18 protein-coding genes are annotated in these 17,420 nt (G+C 71.0%); 10 read left to right on the forward strand and 8 right to left on the reverse strand.

The features are described from left to right. Nucleotides 1-293 precede the first annotated feature (293 nt). On the forward strand, nucleotides 294-1,811 hold the full coding sequence (locus tag ACWFRU_RS16895) for a glutamate--cysteine ligase (RefSeq protein WP_453687640.1): 1,518 nt from the start codon (nucleotides 294-296) through the stop codon (nucleotides 1,809-1,811). Nucleotides 1,812-1,827: 16 nt separating this feature from the next. Here the strand turns inward: ACWFRU_RS16895 and ACWFRU_RS16900 are convergent, their stop codons facing one another. Next, nucleotides 1,828-3,600 carry a substrate-binding and VWA domain-containing protein gene (locus tag ACWFRU_RS16900; protein WP_453687642.1) on the reverse strand — a complete coding sequence of 591 codons (1,773 nt, stop codon included), beginning with the start codon at nucleotides 3,598-3,600 and terminating at the stop codon, nucleotides 1,828-1,830. Nucleotides 3,601-3,766: 166 nt separating this feature from the next. Here ACWFRU_RS16900 and ACWFRU_RS16905 point away from each other — a divergent pair, with 166 nt between their 5' ends. Further along, nucleotides 3,767-4,567 carry a CPBP family intramembrane glutamic endopeptidase gene (locus ACWFRU_RS16905; RefSeq protein ID WP_453687644.1) on the forward strand — a complete coding sequence of 267 codons (801 nt, stop codon included), beginning with the start codon at nucleotides 3,767-3,769 and terminating at the stop codon, nucleotides 4,565-4,567. A gap of 66 nt (nucleotides 4,568-4,633) precedes the next feature. On the opposite strand, the gene ACWFRU_RS16910 is transcribed toward ACWFRU_RS16905, so the two are convergent. After that, the gene (locus tag ACWFRU_RS16910; RefSeq protein WP_453687645.1) at nucleotides 4,634-5,464 is read right to left on the reverse strand and encodes a PhzF family phenazine biosynthesis protein; all 831 of its coding nucleotides are present in this window, start codon (nucleotides 5,462-5,464) and stop codon (nucleotides 4,634-4,636) included. A gap of 221 nt (nucleotides 5,465-5,685) precedes the next feature. On the opposite strand from ACWFRU_RS16910, the gene ACWFRU_RS16915 reads away from it, so the two are divergent. Continuing rightward, nucleotides 5,686-6,306: a PadR family transcriptional regulator gene (locus ACWFRU_RS16915; RefSeq protein ID WP_365822327.1), complete on the forward strand. Its 621-nt coding sequence runs from the start codon at nucleotides 5,686-5,688 to the stop codon at nucleotides 6,304-6,306. Nucleotides 6,307-6,413: 107 nt separating this feature from the next. Here ACWFRU_RS16915 and ACWFRU_RS16920 read toward each other — a convergent pair whose 3' ends face one another. Further along, on the reverse strand, nucleotides 6,414-6,842 hold the full coding sequence (locus ACWFRU_RS16920; RefSeq protein WP_453687648.1) for a type II toxin-antitoxin system Rv0910 family toxin: 429 nt from the start codon (nucleotides 6,840-6,842) through the stop codon (nucleotides 6,414-6,416). A gap of 304 nt (nucleotides 6,843-7,146) precedes the next feature. Here ACWFRU_RS16920 and ACWFRU_RS16925 point away from each other — a divergent pair, with 304 nt between their 5' ends. Continuing rightward, entirely contained in the window at nucleotides 7,147-7,980 is an 834-nt protein-coding gene (locus ACWFRU_RS16925; protein ID WP_453687650.1) for a putative protein N(5)-glutamine methyltransferase, read from the forward strand. A gap of 32 nt (nucleotides 7,981-8,012) precedes the next feature. Here ACWFRU_RS16925 and ACWFRU_RS16930 read toward each other — a convergent pair whose 3' ends face one another. Then, nucleotides 8,013-8,183 (reverse strand): hypothetical protein, encoded by a 171-nt coding sequence (locus ACWFRU_RS16930; RefSeq protein ID WP_453687652.1) that lies wholly within the window; start codon nucleotides 8,181-8,183, stop codon nucleotides 8,013-8,015. 215 nt (nucleotides 8,184-8,398) lie between these two features. On the opposite strand from ACWFRU_RS16930, the gene ACWFRU_RS16935 reads away from it, so the two are divergent. From ACWFRU_RS16935 to ACWFRU_RS16945, 3 genes are all read left to right on the forward strand, one after another. Next, entirely contained in the window at nucleotides 8,399-9,013 is a 615-nt protein-coding gene (locus ACWFRU_RS16935) for a Clp protease N-terminal domain-containing protein (RefSeq protein ID WP_453687654.1), read from the forward strand. 46 nt (nucleotides 9,014-9,059) lie between these two features. After that, nucleotides 9,060-10,082: an EamA family transporter gene (locus ACWFRU_RS16940; protein ID WP_453687656.1), complete on the forward strand. Its 1,023-nt coding sequence runs from the start codon at nucleotides 9,060-9,062 to the stop codon at nucleotides 10,080-10,082. A 172-nt stretch (nucleotides 10,083-10,254) separates the two neighbouring features. After that, nucleotides 10,255-11,238, forward strand: coding sequence for a DMT family transporter (locus ACWFRU_RS16945; RefSeq protein WP_453687658.1), 984 nt, complete (start codon nucleotides 10,255-10,257; stop codon nucleotides 11,236-11,238). Between the two features lie 241 nt (nucleotides 11,239-11,479). Here ACWFRU_RS16945 and ACWFRU_RS16950 read toward each other — a convergent pair whose 3' ends face one another. Next, a complete protein-coding gene (locus tag ACWFRU_RS16950; protein ID WP_453687660.1) occupies nucleotides 11,480-12,214 on the reverse strand; it encodes a pyridoxamine 5'-phosphate oxidase family protein in 735 nt (244 codons plus the stop codon). A gap of 35 nt (nucleotides 12,215-12,249) precedes the next feature. Here ACWFRU_RS16950 and ACWFRU_RS16955 point away from each other — a divergent pair, with 35 nt between their 5' ends. After that, on the forward strand, nucleotides 12,250-13,581 hold the full coding sequence (locus ACWFRU_RS16955) for an aminotransferase class I/II-fold pyridoxal phosphate-dependent enzyme (protein WP_453687662.1): 1,332 nt from the start codon (nucleotides 12,250-12,252) through the stop codon (nucleotides 13,579-13,581). Here the strand turns inward: ACWFRU_RS16955 and ACWFRU_RS16960 are convergent. Then, nucleotides 13,572-14,552 (reverse strand): DMT family transporter, encoded by a 981-nt coding sequence (locus tag ACWFRU_RS16960; RefSeq protein ID WP_453687663.1) that lies wholly within the window; start codon nucleotides 14,550-14,552, stop codon nucleotides 13,572-13,574. The genes ACWFRU_RS16955 and ACWFRU_RS16960 overlap by 10 nt on opposite strands. Nucleotides 14,553-14,626: 74 nt before the next feature. Between ACWFRU_RS16960 and ACWFRU_RS16965 the strand changes: the two genes are divergently transcribed. Then, complete coding sequence (locus tag ACWFRU_RS16965) at nucleotides 14,627-15,529, forward strand: LysR family transcriptional regulator (protein ID WP_453687665.1); 903 nt, start codon at nucleotides 14,627-14,629, stop codon at nucleotides 15,527-15,529. A gap of 22 nt (nucleotides 15,530-15,551) precedes the next feature. On the opposite strand, the gene ACWFRU_RS16970 is transcribed toward ACWFRU_RS16965, so the two are convergent. Further along, entirely contained in the window at nucleotides 15,552-16,031 is a 480-nt protein-coding gene (locus tag ACWFRU_RS16970; RefSeq protein WP_453687666.1) for a pyridoxamine 5'-phosphate oxidase family protein, read from the reverse strand. Nucleotides 16,032-16,221: 190 nt separating this feature from the next. On the opposite strand from ACWFRU_RS16970, the gene ACWFRU_RS16975 reads away from it, so the two are divergent. Then, nucleotides 16,222-16,863: a cysteine hydrolase gene (locus ACWFRU_RS16975; RefSeq protein ID WP_453687668.1), complete on the forward strand. Its 642-nt coding sequence runs from the start codon at nucleotides 16,222-16,224 to the stop codon at nucleotides 16,861-16,863. A gap of 10 nt (nucleotides 16,864-16,873) precedes the next feature. On the opposite strand, the gene ACWFRU_RS16980 is transcribed toward ACWFRU_RS16975, so the two are convergent. Continuing rightward, nucleotides 16,874-17,338 carry a Rieske (2Fe-2S) protein gene (locus ACWFRU_RS16980; RefSeq protein WP_453687670.1) on the reverse strand — a complete coding sequence of 155 codons (465 nt, stop codon included), beginning with the start codon at nucleotides 17,336-17,338 and terminating at the stop codon, nucleotides 16,874-16,876. Nucleotides 17,339-17,420 lie beyond the last annotated feature (82 nt).

Raw genomic sequence — 17,420 nt, forward strand, 5'->3', positions numbered from 1 at the left:
GTTATCCGGTCGCCATTTTGCGGACTTTAACCCGATTCTGGAAGAGTCCGGACGTTTGACCTCGGCCGCTTTCCCCGCAGCGGTCGGCCGATTCTCGTCGGTGTTTTTCACCAGGCGTCGATGCGAGGATTCCCCGGCGCACCCCATGCCCGGTGAATGTGCCGCTCGGACTTGGCGTCGAGCGTACTGGGCCAGGGGCATGTGCGGGGCGTTATCGATCACATTGCAGGGCATCATCCACCGAGACACCGCGGCCGGATCATTGGCTGCCCATCCGAGGAGGGGACGCTTCGATGGGGGAGAAGGTCGTAGCAGGAACGTTTGATCTGGCCGAGCGGCGCCGGTACAGGGACAAGCTCAAGGAGTGTCTGACGGGGCTGCGGAGGCTGTTGGACGAGGAGCGGTTCGACCGGCCCAAGAATCTGATGGGCGTGGAGATCGAACTGAATCTCGCGGGGCCCGACGGCATGCCGAGAATGCTGAATGCCGAAGTTCTCGAACGGATCGCGAGCCGGGACTTCCAGACGGAACTCGGAATGTTCAATCTTGAAGTCAATATCGCACCGCACCGATTGGGCGGACGTGTTCTCGACCGACTTGCCGAAGAGCTGCGCACCGGCCTCGCCTATGCCCACCGAAAAGCGAACGAGGTGAACGCCGGCATCGTGATGATCGGCATTCTGCCGACACTCGCACACCACGACCTGGTCTCGGGAAACCTTTCCGACGTCGACCGTTACGCGCTCCTCAACGACCAGATCGTCGCCGCGCGCGGCGAGGAATTCGTCCTGGACATCCAGGGCGTGGAGCGGCTCACCTGCACGTCCGCCTCGATCGCGCCCGAAGCGGCGTGCACCTCGGTGCAGTTGCACCTCCAGGTCACCCCGGGCAGGTTCGCCGACGTGTGGAACGCGGCCCAGGCCGTCGCCGCGGCGCAGGTCGCCGTCGGCGCCAACGCGCCGTTCCTGTTCGGCCGTGAGCTGTGGCGCGAGTCGCGGCCCCCGCTGTTCCTGCAGTCCACCGACACCCGCCCGCCCGAACTGCAGGCGCAGGGGGTGCGGCCGCGGACCTGGTTCGGCGAGCGCTGGATCAGCGACGCGTACGAGCTCTTCGAGGAGAACCTGCGCTACTTCCCCGCGCTGCTTCCCCTCGTGGACGACGAGGACCCGCTGGCCGTGCTCGACGACGGCCGGGTGCCGCAGCTCGCCGAACTCGTCCTGCACAACGGCACCGTGTACCGCTGGAACCGCCCCGTGTACGGCATCGCGGGCGGCGTCCCGCACCTGCGGGTGGAGAACCGTGTCCTGCCCGCCGGCCCCACCGTCACCGACGTCATCGCCAACGCCGCCTTCTACTACGGCGTCGTACGCGCCCTCGCCGAGGAACCCCGGCCCGTGTGGACCCGGCTGCCCTTCGACGCCGCCGCCCGCAACTTCGACACCGCGTGCCGCGACGGCATCGAGGCCCGGCTGCAGTGGCCGCGGCGGGGCAGGTCGGGCGGGCTCGTGGAGCTGCCGGCGGTCGCCCTCGTACGCGACGAGCTGTTGCCGCTGGCCGCGGCCGGGCTTGACGCGTGGGGCGTGGAGCCCGCGGACCGGGACTTCTACCTCGGCGTCATCGAGGAGCGGTGCAGGCGCCGGGTCAACGGCGCGTCCTGGCAGGCGGCCACCTACCACCAGGCCCTGGAGACCGGGCTCGAACGCGAGGCCGCCCTCGCCGCGACCACCCGGCGCTACGCCGAGCTGATGCACGCGGGCGACCCGGTGCACACCTGGCCGGTGGGGCTGCCGGAGCCGGCCGTCCTGAGCTGAGGCGCAGGGGGCGGGCTCAGCCGTGGCTGCCCGCCTCCATGATGGCCTTGAGGATGACCGCGTGGATCTGCGCCGGGTCGTCGACCTGATGGCCCGATCCGCCGGTCGCCTCCGCGATCTGCACGACCTCCTCCTTGTCCGCGTTCGGACCGACCGCGATGGCGATGAGCGGCACCGGGCGCTTGGGGTCGGCGAGGTTCTCCAGCTGTGCGATGAGGTTGCTGCGCGCGATGGAGCCGGGGTCCTGGTTCGCGCCGTCCGTGAGGACCACCAGCGCGTTGAACTTGCCGCGGGCGTAGGTGGACGTGGCTTCCTTGTACGCCGCCAGCGTGGTGTCGTACAGGCCGGTCGCGCCGCCCGGGATGGGGGCCAGGTCGCCGAAGGCCTCGGAGACCTTGTCCCGCTGGGTGCCCTCGCCCTTGCGGTCGCCCAGCCGTTCGGTGGGCACGAGCTTGCGGTAGTCGCGTTCGCCGTCCAGGAGAGTCGCGAACTCCCAGAGGCCGATCTCGTCCTCGTCGGTGAACCCCGCGAGTGCCTGGAGCAGCGAGGACTTGGTGATCTCCATCCGGGTCTGGCCCCGGCCCGGCACGAACTCGCCCATGGAGTCCGAGACGTCGACGACCGTGCTGATCCGGGCGCTCTGGACGGTGATCGTCCACATGCCGAGCGTCTCCTGGAGGTCCTTCTCAGAGGGCGGCTCGCTCGCCTCGTCGCCGTACGGCTGGGGAGTGCGGCCGCCGGCCGCCGTGACGAGCTTCTCCGACGGGGCCTCGGCGCCGGTCCTGAAGCCGTGCTTCTCCAGGATCGCGCGGCCCGCCTCATCGCTGAACAGGGTCATGAAGCGCAGGGCGGCGCGGCTCTGGTCCGTGGACAGCTCGTCCTCCTGGACCAGGGTGTAGGGGTAGTCGAGGCGCGGTGAGCCGTCCTTCGGATAGAACATGTCCAGGCTGTTCTCCTCGCCCGCCGTCGCGTTGTGCTTGTACGCGGCCTGCTCGGAGAGGATCAGCGCGTGGTTGCGGCGCGGATTGCCCTGTTCGGTGCCGGAGGAGTCGCGGGCCAGGGTGTCCAGGAGCTGGCCGTCGCTGTCGGAGGTGCGCGCGGACAGTGCCTTGGCCATCGCTGCCGCCTGGGTGTCGCCGTCCTTGCCGCCCGACTTCTTCGCCGACGCGCTCAGCTTCGTGAGCGCGAGCAGGCCGGTCGCGCTGCGCGCGGGATCGGCGGCGCCGAGCCGCAGCTTGTCGCCTTTCATCGCCGCGCCCGCCAACTCCGGCCAGCTGTACGTCTTCTTGGGCCAGCCCAGGGTCTCGGCCGCAGCGGGGACCATGGCCATGCCAACCGGGGAGGAGGCTATGTTCCCCGCGGGTGAGACCCTGTCCCGCTCGCCGCCCAGGCCTACGCGCTGCAGCCACAGTTCGGAGTCCGGCACCCACACGTCGTACGCCGGAGTGCCTTTGCCCGTCCGCAGTTCGTCGGCGACCTTGTACGAATCACGGGCGCTCACCCGTACGTCGATGCAGGCGCCATCCGACGTGATTTCCTTCTCGCGCGCGTCGTCGGCCGCCGCGCGCAGGGCGGGAGCGATGTCGGGGGCGGCCACGACGTCCACCTCCACCGTGTCCTCACGGCACGAACCGCCGAAGCTCAGCAGGTCGCTGCGGACCGCGACCGCCGTGCCCGCCGCGACCGTCAGGACGAGTGCCGTCGCGATGGCCACGGTGCGGCCGCGGGTGCGTGGCCGAGGGTCGGGTGCGTCCGTCCCGTACGCATCGGGCAAGCTGTGACGTCCCATGGCGGTGGTGCCCCTCCTTGAATGATGAAGCAAGGAAAGAGGGGGTGGCATGACCGCAGTCGGCGTCCGTCCCCCTCGGCCTGTCGCGCACGATCTTCGTAACTTCTTTCGAGACCCTAGCGGGGCGGAGATGGGGATGAGGCGGGATTACTCAACTGGAGGCGGAGTGCAAGCGGAGTCCGGGCCGTTGGCCGGTTCTTTTCGGGGCGAGGGGCCATCGCGACGGATCCTGAGGGACGAGACGCTGCTCGTCCTGGCGCTCTCACTGGGCGCGAGCGGTGTGTCCGCGCTGATCAGCTTTGTCGGATCGGTCACCAAACCGGGTGGTCTGAAGGATCAGGCGGCGACCATGAACGCCTCGGCCGCTCCGGGGCGCCCCTGGCTTGATCTCGCGTGGCAACTGTTCGGGATCTCGACCGCGTTGGTGCCGGTGGCGCTGGTCGCGCACTTTTTGATCCGGGAGGGCGCGGGGCTGCGCACGATCGGCTTCGACCGGAGCCGGCCGTGGCCGGACCTGGGGCGCGGGGCGGCGATCGCCGCGGTGATCGGCAGTACCGGCATCGCGTTCTATCTGGCCGCGCGAGGACTCGGGTTCAACCTGACGGTGGTGCCGGAGGATCTGCCCGACGTCTGGTGGAAGTACCCGGTGCTCGTGCTCTCCGCGGTGCAGAACGCGGTGCTCGAGGAAGTGATCGTCGTCGGCTATCTGCTGCGCAGGTTCGGGCAGTTGGGGTGGACGCCGATGGCCGCGCTGGTCGGCAGCTCGGTGCTGCGCGGCTCCTACCACCTCTATCAGGGCATCGGCGGGTTCATCGGGAACATGGCGATGGGGGTGGTCTTCGTGCTCCTGTACCGGCGGTGGGGGCGGGTCGGGCCACTGGTGGTGGCGCATTCCTTGTTGGATATCGGGGCGTTCGTGGGGTACTCGCTGCTTGCGGGGAAGGTGGGGTGGCTGCCGACGCCCTAGGGGCGGGCGGTCGGCGGGCATGACTGTGGGGACGTACGAGCTGGGTCGTACGTCCCCACAGTCGCGTCAGGCGTACAGGTCGCCCTCGATGACGGTGACCGCGCGGCCCGTCAGGAGGGTGCGGTCGCCGCGCAGCTCCGTGCGGACGAGGCCGCTGCGGGCCGAGGCCTGCAGGCCGGTGAGTTCCGTGCGGCCCAGGCGCTCGGACCAGAAGGGGGCCAGGGCCGTGTGGGCGCTGCCGGTCACCGGGTCCTCGTCGATGCCGACGCGCGGGAAGAAGCAGCGGGACACGAAGTCGTAGCCGCGGGTGGGGTCCTCGGCTTGTGCGGTGGCGATGATGCCGCGCTCGGAGTGCCGGATGAGGGCCTTGTGGTCCGGGGTGAGGGCGCGCACCGTCTTCTCGTCGGCGAGCTCGACCAGCAGGTCACCGAGGCTGGCCCCCGCGTCGAACACCGCGAGCGGCTCGGCGCCGAGTGCCTCGGCCACGCCGTCGGGGATCGCGGCCGGGGTGAGCGGGGCGGTCGGGAAGTCCATGGTGATGGTGCCGTCGGCGTGCGCGGTCGTGGTCAGGACTCCGCTGCGGGTGGCGAACCGTACGGGGCCTTCGGCGGCGCCGGTGGCCTGCAGTACGTGGGCGGTGGCGAGCGTGGCGTGGCCGCAGAGGTCGACCTCGGTGGCGGGCGTGAACCAGCGCAGCGCCCAGTCGGCCTCGCCGCCCGAGGGGAGGCGGTGCGCGAAGGCGGTCTCGGCGTGATTGACCTCGGTGGCCACGTTCTGCAGCCAGGCGTCATCGGGAAAGGCGTCGAGGAGGAGGACGCCCGCGGGGTTGCCCGAGAAGGGCCGGTCGGTGAAGGCGTCGACGACGCGGATGCGGTGGGAGGACTGAGAAGTCGGCATGCCGTCGACGCTAGCGGGCCAATGCAGGGACAGGACAAGGCCAATCGGGGGTGGGTGGCCCGATTGAGGGAGGCGTTGGGGGGCCGGTCTGTGTCTCGGAGGGGATGGGCGGAGGGAAGGGTTGCCAGACGAACTGTTCCGATATATCGTTGAGGCATCGCGACTGATCAACGATGGCGCGATAGATCACCTACGAGACATGTAGAGAAGGAGTGGTTGTCATGCGTTCCCACGGTTACGAACACGAGCACGGACGTGGAAAGTGCGGCCCCGGTCACGAGGGCCGCGGTGGTTTCGAGGGGCGGCGCGCGGCGTTCGGTCCCTTCGGGCCCGGCTTCGGCGGCCCCGGTGGGCCCGGCGGCCCCTGGGGCGGTCGCGGCGGCAGGGGCGGTCCGCGAGGCAGGGCGAGGCGCGGTGACGTACGCGCGTCGATCCTGGCTCTCCTGAAGGACCGGCCGATGCACGGCTACGAGATGATCCAGGAGATCGCCGAGCGCAGCGGCGGGGCGTGGAAGCCCAGCCCCGGTTCGGTCTACCCGACCCTCCAGCTCCTGGAGGACGAGGGCCTGATCAGCAGCGCGAGCGAGGGCGGCAAGAAGCTCTTCTCGCTCACCGACGCCGGGCGCACCGCGGCCGACGAAGGTCCCGACGCGCCCTGGGAAGAGGCCGGGCGTGGCGTCGACTGGGAAGCGCTGGGCGAGATCCGGCAGGCCGGTTTCGGTCTGATGGAGGCGTTCGGCCAGGTCTGGAAGACCGGCAGCAAGGAGCAGCGCGAGAAGGCCGTCACGGTCATCAACGACGCCCGCAAGAAGCTGTACCTGATCCTCGCCGATGAGGACTGAGGTGGTGGGGATCGATGATCCCCACTGCCGCTGAGGCGCCCCGCACTTCACGTGTGGGGCGCCTTCTTGTGTGTCGGAGCGGCGAAAGTGCGGATGTGTGGGGCGGTTCAGGTCACCAGGCCCGCCAGTTTGCGCAGCGACTCGTTCAGGGCCGCCGTCGCCGAATCCTTGAGCTTGCCCGCCATCAGGGACACCGCCGCGCCCGTGAACTCACCGTCGATGCGTACATTCGTCGCGTCCCCCTCAGGGGAGAGGGAGTAACGGGTGCCGACCGTGACGCCCATCGGGCCCTTGCCCTTGATCGCCAGCGTGCGCTCGCGCGTCAGCTCCTCGACCGTCCAGTTGACCTCGGCGGGGAAGCCCATCAGCTTCATGTTCTCCTCGAACGTGCCGCCCTCCTCCAGGGTGGCGGGGGCGCCCTTCGGGAAACTCGTGTGCGTGGCGTTCCACTCGCCGTACGAGGAGAAGTCGGTGAGTTGGGCCCAGACCTTCTCCGCGGGCGCCTCGATCCGTGCTTCCGCGCTGACTTCGGCCATGCGACGACCCCTTTTCCTCGGGCGCTGCGGCGGGGCGCAGCTATGGTGTCGCGGAACGTAGCCGCAGGGCCCGGAACATTCAATACTGATGAACCGTCAGATGTTGTGGACACTCCGGCGAGGCCGCCCGCGACCAGGTCAGGTACTGTGGCCATCCCCGCGACGGACGCGGGAAGACGGACCCAGGAGGTGAGACCCATTACCGCAGCAGCAGGTCGGGTGCTCCCCCTTCGCGACCGCGCGGTTCACCCGGCATAGGTGACCGAGGGAGCCCCACAAGGCGTCCCGAAAGGTTTCTCTTCGCATGTCGGCTTCCTCTTTCTCCTCTTCTCCGTCGGCGTCATCCGCGGCATCGCCCATAGCGGCCCTCATCCCTTCCGCCATCGTCGCCAGGCTGCGCGCCGCCGGCTGTGTCTTCGCCGAGGACGAGGCGGAGTTGCTTGTCGACACCGCGCGCGACCCCGCCGAACTCGCCGCCATGGTCGAGCGGCGCGTCATCGGGCATCCCCTCGAACACGTCCTTGGCTGGGCGGAGTTCCGCGGTCTGCGGATCGCCGTGGACGAGGGGGTCTTCGTGCCCCGCAGGCGCACCGAGTTCCTCGTGCAGCAAGCCGCCGCCCTCGCCGGGCCCGGGGCCGTCGTCGTCGACCTGTGCTGCGGCTCGGGGGCCCTCGGGGCCGCGCTCGGCGCCGCGGTCGACGGGATCGAGCTGCACGCCGCCGACATCGACCCCGCCGCCGTGCGCTGCGCACGGCGGAACGTCGCCGACGTGGGGGGCCGGGTCTACGAGGGCGATCTCTACGAGCCGTTGCCCACCGACCTTCGCGGCCGTGTCGGCGTACTCCTGGCGAACGTCCCCTACGTACCCACCGAAGAGGTCGGTCTGCTGCCGCCGGAAGCCCGTGTCCACGAGGCGCGTGTGGCGCTCGACGGCGGGGCGGACGGTCTCGACGTGCTGCGGCGGGTGACCGCCGACGCCGCACGCTGGCTGGCTCCCGGCGGCAGCCTGCTGTTCGAGACGAGCGAGCGTCAGGTGCCGTATGCGCTGGACGCGGTCGCCGACGGAGGTCTCGTGCCGCGGTCGGTGAGCGACCAGGAGATGTACGCGACGGTCGTCATCGGGACGCGGCCCGCGTAGGGCGCGGGCGGCGCCGGTCACGCGGGCCGGCGTCAGCCCACCCTGCTTATCTCCGCCGCGTCGAAGAGATCGCACGCCCTGGGGAACGGGCCTTCGTCGTGGCAGTGCCAGGCATCCCAGAAAAGGTCGGCGGGCAACGCGTTTTCGGGTGCGTACACCCGGTACACGTACTGTCTGCCGTCGATCGCCGGCAGCGCGACCATCCAGCACCTGCGCTCCATGCCTGAAAGACGAGTGACCGGTGTGCCGTGGTTGCGTGCCCGGCGCGAATCAAGGCGGCGCGCGCCCCTCGGGGAAGAACAGCCAGATCTCATCCGTAAGGAGGAGAAGCCGCTCATGCGTACCCAACCTGTGTCGGACGCGAAGATGCTTCCCGCCGCCGATGACGCCGTACTCGGGGGCTGATGGGGTGGAAGATGTGCAAAGCCGTACCCCGCAGGGCGCCGAGCCCGGCCCGACCCGCGCAGAGACCGACTCCCGACTGAGCGCCGCACTGGTGTCCGTGGTGGTCGGCGCGCGCCGGCGTGCGGTGCGCGACGGGGACCGCCAGATCGACACCGCGCATCTGCTGCACTCCCTCCTGGAGACCGACCCGGAGGTGCGGGCCGCCTTCGATCAGGGAGCGCAGGTGGTGCGGCTGCTGGGTTATCTCGTTCAGCGCAGCATCGGATACGGCCTGCAGTGGCAGGGGACCGTCGAGGACTCCGGAGCGGTGCCGATGGTGCGGGAGGGCAACGCCGCTCCCGGCAAGGAGACGGGCTGGTCGCCGTCCGCGAGCGCCGCCATGGAGGCGGCCATCGAGCGGGCCGACCGTCGCGGCGAACCGCAGGCCCTCGGCGTGGACCTCCTCGCGGCGCTCGTCGCCGATCCGGACTGCCGCGCCGTCGAGGTCCTGGGACGGGCCGGGGCCGACCCGCAAGGGATACTCCGGCGGCTCGACGGCGATCCACGCACCGGGACGTCCGGCGACGTGTTCGCCGATCCGTATACGGAGACGTCCGCCGACCCGTACGCGGAGACGTCCGCCGATTGAGACAGGGCCTATCGGGGGTGACGCTCATGACACCTCCTGTCATGATGTGCCGGTGCAAGCGTCTCAGGGGAATCAGACCGGCTCGCGGCTGAGCCGAGGGAGAGGCGTCGGCCTGGGGCTCGCCCTAGTGTCGGCGGTCGCCTTCGGCGGCTCGGGCGTGGCGGCCAAGCCGCTGATCGAGGCGGGCCTCGACCCGCTCCACGTCGTGTGGCTGCGGGTGGCGGGCGCCGCCCTCGTCATGCTGCCGGTCGCCTGGCGCCACCGCGGGCTGCTGCTGCGCAGGCCCGCGCTCCTGCTCGGCTTCGGTCTGCTTGCCGTGGCCGGTGTCCAGGCCTTCTACTTCGCGGCGATCTCCCGTATCCCCGTCGGTGTCGCGCTCCTTGTCGAGTACCTCGCGCCCGCGCTCGTCCTGGGCTGGGTGCGCTTCGTGCAGCGGCGGCCCGTGACGCGCGCGGCCGCGGTGGGCGTGGTGCTCGCGGTCGGCGGGCTCGCCTGCGTCGTCGAGGTGTGGGCGGGGCTGAGCTTCGACGCCGTGGGGCTGCTCCTCGCGCTGGGCGCCGCGTGCTGCCAGGTCGGCTACTTCGTCCTGTCCGACCAGGGCAGCGACGCCGGCGACGACGCTCCCGACCCGCTCGGCGTCATCGCGTACGGACTGCTGATCGGCACCGTGGTGCTGACCGTCGTGGCGCGCCCCTGGGGCATGGACTGGTCGGTGCTCGCCGGGAACGCGGAGATGGACGGCACGGCCGTGCCCGGGTGGGCGCTCATCGCCTGGGTCGTGCTCCTCGCGACCGTCGTGGCGTACGTCACCGGGGTGCTCTCGGTGCGTCGGCTCTCGCCGCAGGTTGCGGGCGTCGTGGCCTGTCTGGAAGCGGTCATCGCCACCGTGCTCGCCTGGGTGATGCTGGGCGAGCATCTGTCGGCGCCGCAGATCATCGGGGGCGCGGTCGTGCTCGCGGGCGCGTTCATCGCCCAGTCGTCCACGCCGACCAAGCCCCCGGAGGGGCCCACCGCGGGCGGTCGGCCGGGGGCGGAAGAGCGGTTGTCGTCGACCGGTACCGCCGTCTAGGGTGCTGATCATGCATTCACGCGCGCTCGTTCTTCCGCCCCCGGCCGCTTAGGCGCGGGCACTTCACGGATCACACCCGGCGGTTGCCGGGTGGAACGACGCTGCCCGCAGACGGAGCCAGGGACCTTCTTTCTTCTTTCTGCGGAGAACTCACGTGTCGAATGTGTCGACTGTGTCGACTTCTGTCTCCGGCCTGTCCGTCGGACGAGGCCTCTTCTATCTGATCGTCGCCGGTACGGCCTGGGGCACCGCCGGTGCCGCCGCCGCGCTGGTCTTCGACCTCAGTGACATGGGACCGGTCAGCCTGTCCTTCTGGCGTTGTGCGGGCGGCTTCGTGCTGCTCTTCGCCGTCCGCGTGATGCGCTCGCGCCGGCGGTCCGCCGCTGCCGGTGCCGCCTCGGGCGCGGGTGCGCCGCTGCGGCGCAGGCTGCCCCGGATCGTGGCGACCGGCGTGGCCCTCGCCGTGTTCCAGACCGCCTACTTCGCGGCCGTCGAGTCGACCGGACTCGCGGTCGGCACCGTGGTCACGATGGGGGCCGGGCCCGTCCTCATCGCGCTCGGGGCGCGGTTCACCATGGGCGAGCGGCTCGGGCTCGGCGGTGTCGTCGCGGTGGCCGGTGCGCTTGCCGGGCTCGTGGTGCTGGTCCTCGGCAGCGGTGGCGCGAGCGTGCGTCCCGTGGGCGTCGGGTGGGGGCTGGTCTCGGCGGCCGCGTACGCCACGATGACGCTGCTCACGCGGTGGTGGGGGCGGGACGGGGGCACCGACTCGTCCGACACGACGGTCTGGTCGTTCGCCGTGGTGTCCGTCTGCCTGCTGCCGCTCGCCGCGGTGGAGGGGCTCGTCCCGCACACCGCGGAACCGGCGCGGATGGGTCTGTACCTGCTGTACATCGTGGTGATCCCGACCGCGGTCGCCTACGCCCTGTACTTCGCGGGCGCCGCGGTCATCCGGTCCGCGACGGTCTCCGTGATCACGCTCCTCGAACCGTTGAGCGCGGCGGTCATCGCGGTGGTGCTGCTCGGCGAGGAGCTGACCGTGTCGACCGTGCTCGGCACCCTGCTGATGCTGGCCGCGGTGACGGGGCTCGCGGGGGCGGAGACGGTTGCTGCGCGGCGGGGGGTGGTGGTGCGTGAGCCGCGGCTGGAGCTGGTTTAGGGGGCTCTCGGGGGCTTTGCCGGGGGCCGGTTCCTGAGCTGCGTGTTGCGTCTGCCGGCCCGTGGGGTTGTTCGCGCAGTTCCCCGCGCCCCTTAACGGCACTTCCCTGCGGGCCCGGTGGGGGTTGGCCGCGCAGTTCCCCGCGCCCCTTACGGGGCGCTTCTCTGCGGGCCGGTGGGGGTTGGCCGCGCAGTTCCTCGCGCCCCTTGCGGGGCACCCCCCCCGCAGGGGTGGGGCGGCGTCAGAGTTCGATCAAGTAGTCGGGTACCTCGATGTCGGGTGCCAAGTCGGGGGACGGGACGAGCGGGTCGTGGCCCTTGCGCAGCGGGACGACTCCGGCCCAGTGCGGGAGGCCGAGGTCTTCGGGGTCGTCGTTCGGGCCGCCGGTGCGCACCTTGGCGGAGACCGCGGCGAGGTCGAGGCTCAGTACGGCGGTCGCCGCGAGCTCCTTCGCGTTCGCGGGGCGGGAGTCGGCGGAACGGCCCGGCACGACGTGGTCGACGAGCGCGTCGAGGGCGGCCCGCTTCTCCTCGGGGTCCGTGACCTGGTGGGCAGTGCCGTGGATCACCACGGAGCGGTAGTTGATCGAGTGGTGGAAGGCCGACCTGGCGAGGACCAGGCCGTCGACGTGGGTGACGGTCAGGCAGACCGCGAGACCCGGGTCCTCTTCCTGCCGCCGCCCGTCGGCCGCCATCCGCAGCGGTCGCGATCCCGTCGAGCCGTGCACATAGAGGCGCTCGCCCACGCGGCCGTACAGCGTCGGCAGGACGACGGGGGCGCCGTCACGCACGAAACCGAGGTGGCAGACGTACGCCTCGTCGAGTATCGCGTGCACCAGTTCCTGGTCGTACGCGGCACGGTCACGGCCACGGGTGGGGACGGTGAGGTCGGTCGGCGCGTACGAGGCGGTGGCGGCGGTGGTGTCGGTGGCGGGCTCGACGCCGGTGTCGATGCCGGACTCGGAAGCGACGCTCATTGCATTCTCCATTGCACTAGTGCATAATCTCGTTTGTGCTAGGAGAGTATCGGATCGAAGGTCGGCGTGCAGCCGAGATCGCTGCCAGCGTGGAGCGCGCGGTGGGCGGCGGTGACCTGGAGCCGGGTCAACTCCTGCCGCCGATGCGCGAGTTGGCGGAGCGGCTCGGGGTGAATCCCAATACGGTGGCCGCCGCCTACCGCACGCTGCGCGAACGCGGCGTCATCGAGACGGCGGGGCGGCGCGGCAGCCGCGTGCGTCCCAAGCCCGCGACGACGGTGCGTGAGCTGATCCGGGTGGACGTGCCGCCCGGTGTGCGTGACGTGTCGAACGGCAATCCGGACACGGCTCTGCTGCCTGCTCTCGCCGGGGTGTTCGCGGCGGCAGCCGCGGAGGGCGACCGGCGTCCCGTGCTGTACGGGGACGAGACCGTGGACCCTGAAATGGCCCGCCACGCGCGCGTGGCCCTCGACGAGGACGGCGTGCCGGACGGTCCCGTGGCCGTCACGTCCGGTTCCCTCGACGCCATCGAGCGTGTCCTTGCCGCCCATCTCAAGCCCGGTGACGCGGTGGCGGTCGAAGACCCCGGCTGGGGGAGTCTGCTCGACCTGATGCCGGTGCTCGGTCTGCGGACGGTCCCGGTGGGCGTCGACGACGAGGGGCCGCTGCCCGCCGACGCGGAGAGCGCGTTGCGCGGCGGTGCCCGGGCGCTCATCGTCACCGACCGCGCCCAGAACCCGACGGGCGCCGCGATCAGCGCCCCACGCGCGCGTGCGCTGCGCAAGGTCCTGTCCGCGCACAAGGACGTGCTGCTCGTCGAGGACGACCACGGCCACGCCATCGTCGATCTGCCGCTGCACCCGCTGGCGGGCGTGACCCGCAGTTGGGCGTTCATCCGCTCCACGGCCAAGGCCTACGGCCCCGACCTGCGCCTGGCCCTGCTGACCGGTGACGCCGTCACCGTCGACCGTGTCCAGGGGCGCCAGCGGCTCGGCCCCGGGTGGGTCAGCCACATCTCGCAGCGCGCCGTCGTGCGGCTGTGGACGGAGGGGGCGGTGGACACGGGCGAGGTGGCCGCCTCGTACGGAAGGCGGCGTGATGCCCTGATCGCCGCGCTGGATCGGCGGGGCGTCAGGGCGCACGGGCGCAGCGGCATGAACGTGTGGGTTCCCGTGCCGGACGAGACCGGGGCGGTGGCCAGGCTGCTGCACGCGGGGTGGGCCGTCGCGCCCGGGGCCCGCTTCCGGATGGGCGCGCGGCCCGGAGTGCGGATCACGGTGTCGACGCTCGGGGACGAGGACATCGAAACGGTGGCGGACGCCGTCGCGTCCGCCACCGGGCCCGCTCCCGCGCGGCGCTACGAGTGAGCGGACTTCCGCGAGCGATCACGCGGCCTTGACTGGGTGAGCGCCGCGCCCGCCAGGACGATCACCGCGCCGACCGGCGTCGACCAGCTCAGGGACTCGCCGAGCAGGGCGACGCCCGCGGCGGTGGCGATGACCGGGACGAAGTACGTGACCATCTGGGCCGTCGTCGGACCGACCTCGGAGACCAGGCCGTACTGGATCAGGAAGGCGAGGCCGGTGCCGACGGCACCCAGTGCCACGATCGCGAGGAGCGGCACGACGGGGAAGTGCGTGGGCAGGGACGTGAACAGCGGGGTGACGACGGCCAGTTCGACGGTCGCGACCAGGAGCTGGGCGCCGGTCAGCGACAGGTTCGAGTGGCTGGAGCCGGCCAGGGTACGGCGCACGTAGATCCAGCCGACCGGGTAGCTCAGTGAGGCGAGCAGCGCCAGGGAGGTGCCGCGCAGGTCGAGTCCGCTGAAGCCCTGCCAGGCGCCGAGCACCGTCAGCACCCCGAGGAACCCGATGCCGAGCCCCGCGACCCTGCGCCGCGTCGGCCGGTCCTCGGAGAGCGCGACCATCGAGAGCGCCATGCCCCACAGGGGTGAGGTCGCGTTGCAGATGCCGGCGAGCGTGGAGGGGATCGTCAGCTCCGCGTACGCGAAGAGCGAGAACGGCAGGGCGTTGAGCAACAGTGCGGAGACGGTGAGGTGCGCCCAGGTCCGTGCGCCGCGCGGGAGCCGCTCGCGCTTCGTGACGAGGACGGCCGCGACGACCGCCGTACCGAACAGGAGCCGCCCCAGGGTGACTTGGAAGGGGGCGTACCCCTCCGTGCCGACCTTGATCAGCAGGAAGCTGAAGCCCCAGATCAGCGAGAGGATGCCGAAGCGGAGACGCCAGCCGAGGGCGGGGCGGTGCTTCGGTGCGACGGGGTCAGGGGTGGTGGGGGACGCGGCGGCGGGGGAGCCGGGAGGGGTGGTGGTGACGCGCATGTACGTCACATTGAAGGCTGCGACCTCGTAGAACAAGCGAAATTAGCTGCCCAGTACCGCGTAGCATCGCTTACATGTTGAACCTGGAACGCCTGCGCACGCTCGACGCACTGGCCCGGCACGGATCGGTCAGCGGCGCCGCGGCCGGGCTGCACGTCACGACGTCGGCCGTCTCCCAGCAGATGACCAAACTGGAGCGCGAGGTGGGCCAGCAGCTCCTGGCTAAGAACGGCCGCGGAGTGCGCCTCACCGACGCCGGACGGCTGCTCGCCGAGCACGCCGCGCGCATCCTCTCCCAGGTGGAACTCGCCCAGTCCGACCTGGAGGAGCAGCGCGGCAAGGCCGTCGGCGAGCTGCGGATCTCCGCGTTCCCCACGGCGATGCGAGGGCTGCTGCCCGCCACGCTCACCGCGCTGCGTGCCGGACATCCCGGCCTGCGCGTCCGCTCCCAGGAGATGGAGCCGCAGTACGGGGTGGCCGCCGTGGTGCGCGGCGACATCGACCTCGCGGTCGTCCTCGACTGGTACAACAAGCCGCTGCCGATGCCCGGAGGCCTGATCAAGGCGTCCCTCCTGGACGACCCCGCCGATGTCGCCATGCCCGCGGCGCACCCCCTCGCCGACCGTGCCGAAGTGGACCTGGAGGAGTTCGCGGACGACGAGTGGATCGCCTGGGCGGAGGGGGAGTTCTGCCATGAGTGGCTGATGTTCACGCTGCGCGCCAAGGGCATCGAACCGCGGATCGCGCACCGCGCGGAGGAACACCACACCCAGCTCGCGATGGTGGCCGCGGGTCTCGGCGTGTGCGTGGCGCCCCAGTTGGGGCGCGATCCGATGCCGGCCGGCGTCAGGACCGTCCCGGTGCGCCACCGGGTGCGCCGTCATGTGTACGTGGTGTGGCGCGCGGACGCCGACCGCCGCCCCTCGATCAGGGCGGCGGTGGAGGCGCTCCAGGTGGCGGGGGCCGGGCTGCGCTAGGGCCGGGCCGAGGGGATCAGGATCAGGGGCGGGCCGGGAGGTCCGCGAGTTTCCGGAAGTCCCAGGACGTGATCGCCTCGGGTGTGAGCCGGATCCAGGCGTGCTTCCCGTCGTACGGCATCGAGTCCATCCCGAAGTACTTCTGGGCGAAAAGCCGCTCAGGGACGTCGAGTTCGGGGCAGGGCTCGCCCATGCGCGGTGACTCGGCGACGAAGACCGCCGACCCGGTCAGCTCCACGCCCCGCAGCTCCCCGTACTCCACGCCGGAGTCGACCACCACCGCGATCCGCTGATCGCCCCGCAGGTCGGCCCAGCGCTTGCTGCGGGTGATCGAGAACAGCCACAGGGACGTGCCGTCCCAGGCGAACCAGAGCGCGCTGACGTGCGGGGCGCCGTCGGCGGACACGGTCGCGACCCGGCAGGTGCGTTCCGCGCCGAGGTAGGCGTCGAGCTCGCCCGGCGACATCATGATCCTGCGGCCCCGGCGCTGTGTGACGGCCATCGGTCCTCCCGCGTGTGTGGAAAAGGTGGGCACACAAAAGGTGGGCACCCATGGAGAACTGACTGGTCGTCAGTTCCTTGCGTCAGGAAAGCATGCGGTCTCTTCCGCCGTGACGCAATGGCGGCTAACCTCCGCGCATCCCGGGCGCAGCCCGCCTCGACCGGCCCGGGCGACCCGGACAGGGGGAGCGATGCCGTCGTACGAACAGCTCAGGGAACTCCTCGATCCCGCCACCACCGTACTGATGACCGTCGAGTGCCAGCAGGGTGTGGTGGGGACGGAGAGCGCGCTGCCCGAACTCGCCGACGAGGCACGCTCGTCGGGCTGTCTCGTCAATGTCGCGCGGCTCGTCTCCGCCGCCCACCTGGCCGGGGTGCAGGTCGTGCACGCCGTCGCCGAACGCCGGCCCGACGGCCGCGGGGCCAACCGCAACGCCCGCCTCTTCCGTGCCGCCGGACGGCTGCCCGTGCAGCAGCTCTCCGGGACCAGGGCCGTGCGGATCGCGCCGCCCGTCGAAGTGGCCGACGAGGACCTCGTCGTACGGCGGCTGCACGGCCTCTCGCCCCTCGCCGGCACGGACGTCGACCCGCTGTTGCGCAACCTGGGCTGCCGCACCCTTGTGGTGACCGGTGTGTCGGCGAACGTGGCGATACCGAACGCTGTCTTCGACGCCGTGAACCTCGGCTACACCGCCGTCGTGCCGTCGGACGCCATCGCGGGAGTCCCCTCCGACTATGCACCCGCGATGATCCGCAACACGCTCTCATTGGTGGCCACCATCGCCACCACCGCGGAGGTCCTCGGCGCCTGGAAGCGTCCCAAGCCGGTGTGACCGGGATGTCCTAGGCCAGCGTGATCGTGTCCCCGTCCACCTTGATCTCGGCGGCGGGCAGCGGTTTCGGCGCCGGCGCGGCCTTCACGCTCCCGTCGGCGATGGAGAACTTGCTGCCGTGACAAGGGCAGTTGATGGTGCCGCCCTCGACACTCGTCACCGGACACTGTTTATGGGTGCAGCGGTTCGAGAAGGCCTTGAAGTCGCCCTCCGTCGGCTGGGTCACCACCACGCCCTGGTCCTTGAAGATCTTGCCGCCGCCCACCGGGATCTCCGAGGTCTTGGCGAGCGCGGCACCGGCGGCGCCCTCCGGGGCATCGGCCTCGGCGGGCGTCTGCTCGTCGGCCTGGTCGGAGCCGTAACCGTCGTCGCTCTCCCCGCAGGCCGCGAGGGCCGCGGCCAGGCTGACGACACCGGCGGCGGCGACGACCGAACGGCGGGAGAGCGGGCCAATGGGTTCCTTCGAAATGGTCATGTCCGGAGGTACGAGACCACGGGCCGCCGTGTTCAAACCCTCAAGCACTTCTTGCGCAGACCGAGTTCGCACCGGCATTAAC

The sequence above is a fragment of the Streptomyces sp. NPDC055099 genome, assembly GCF_053607685.1.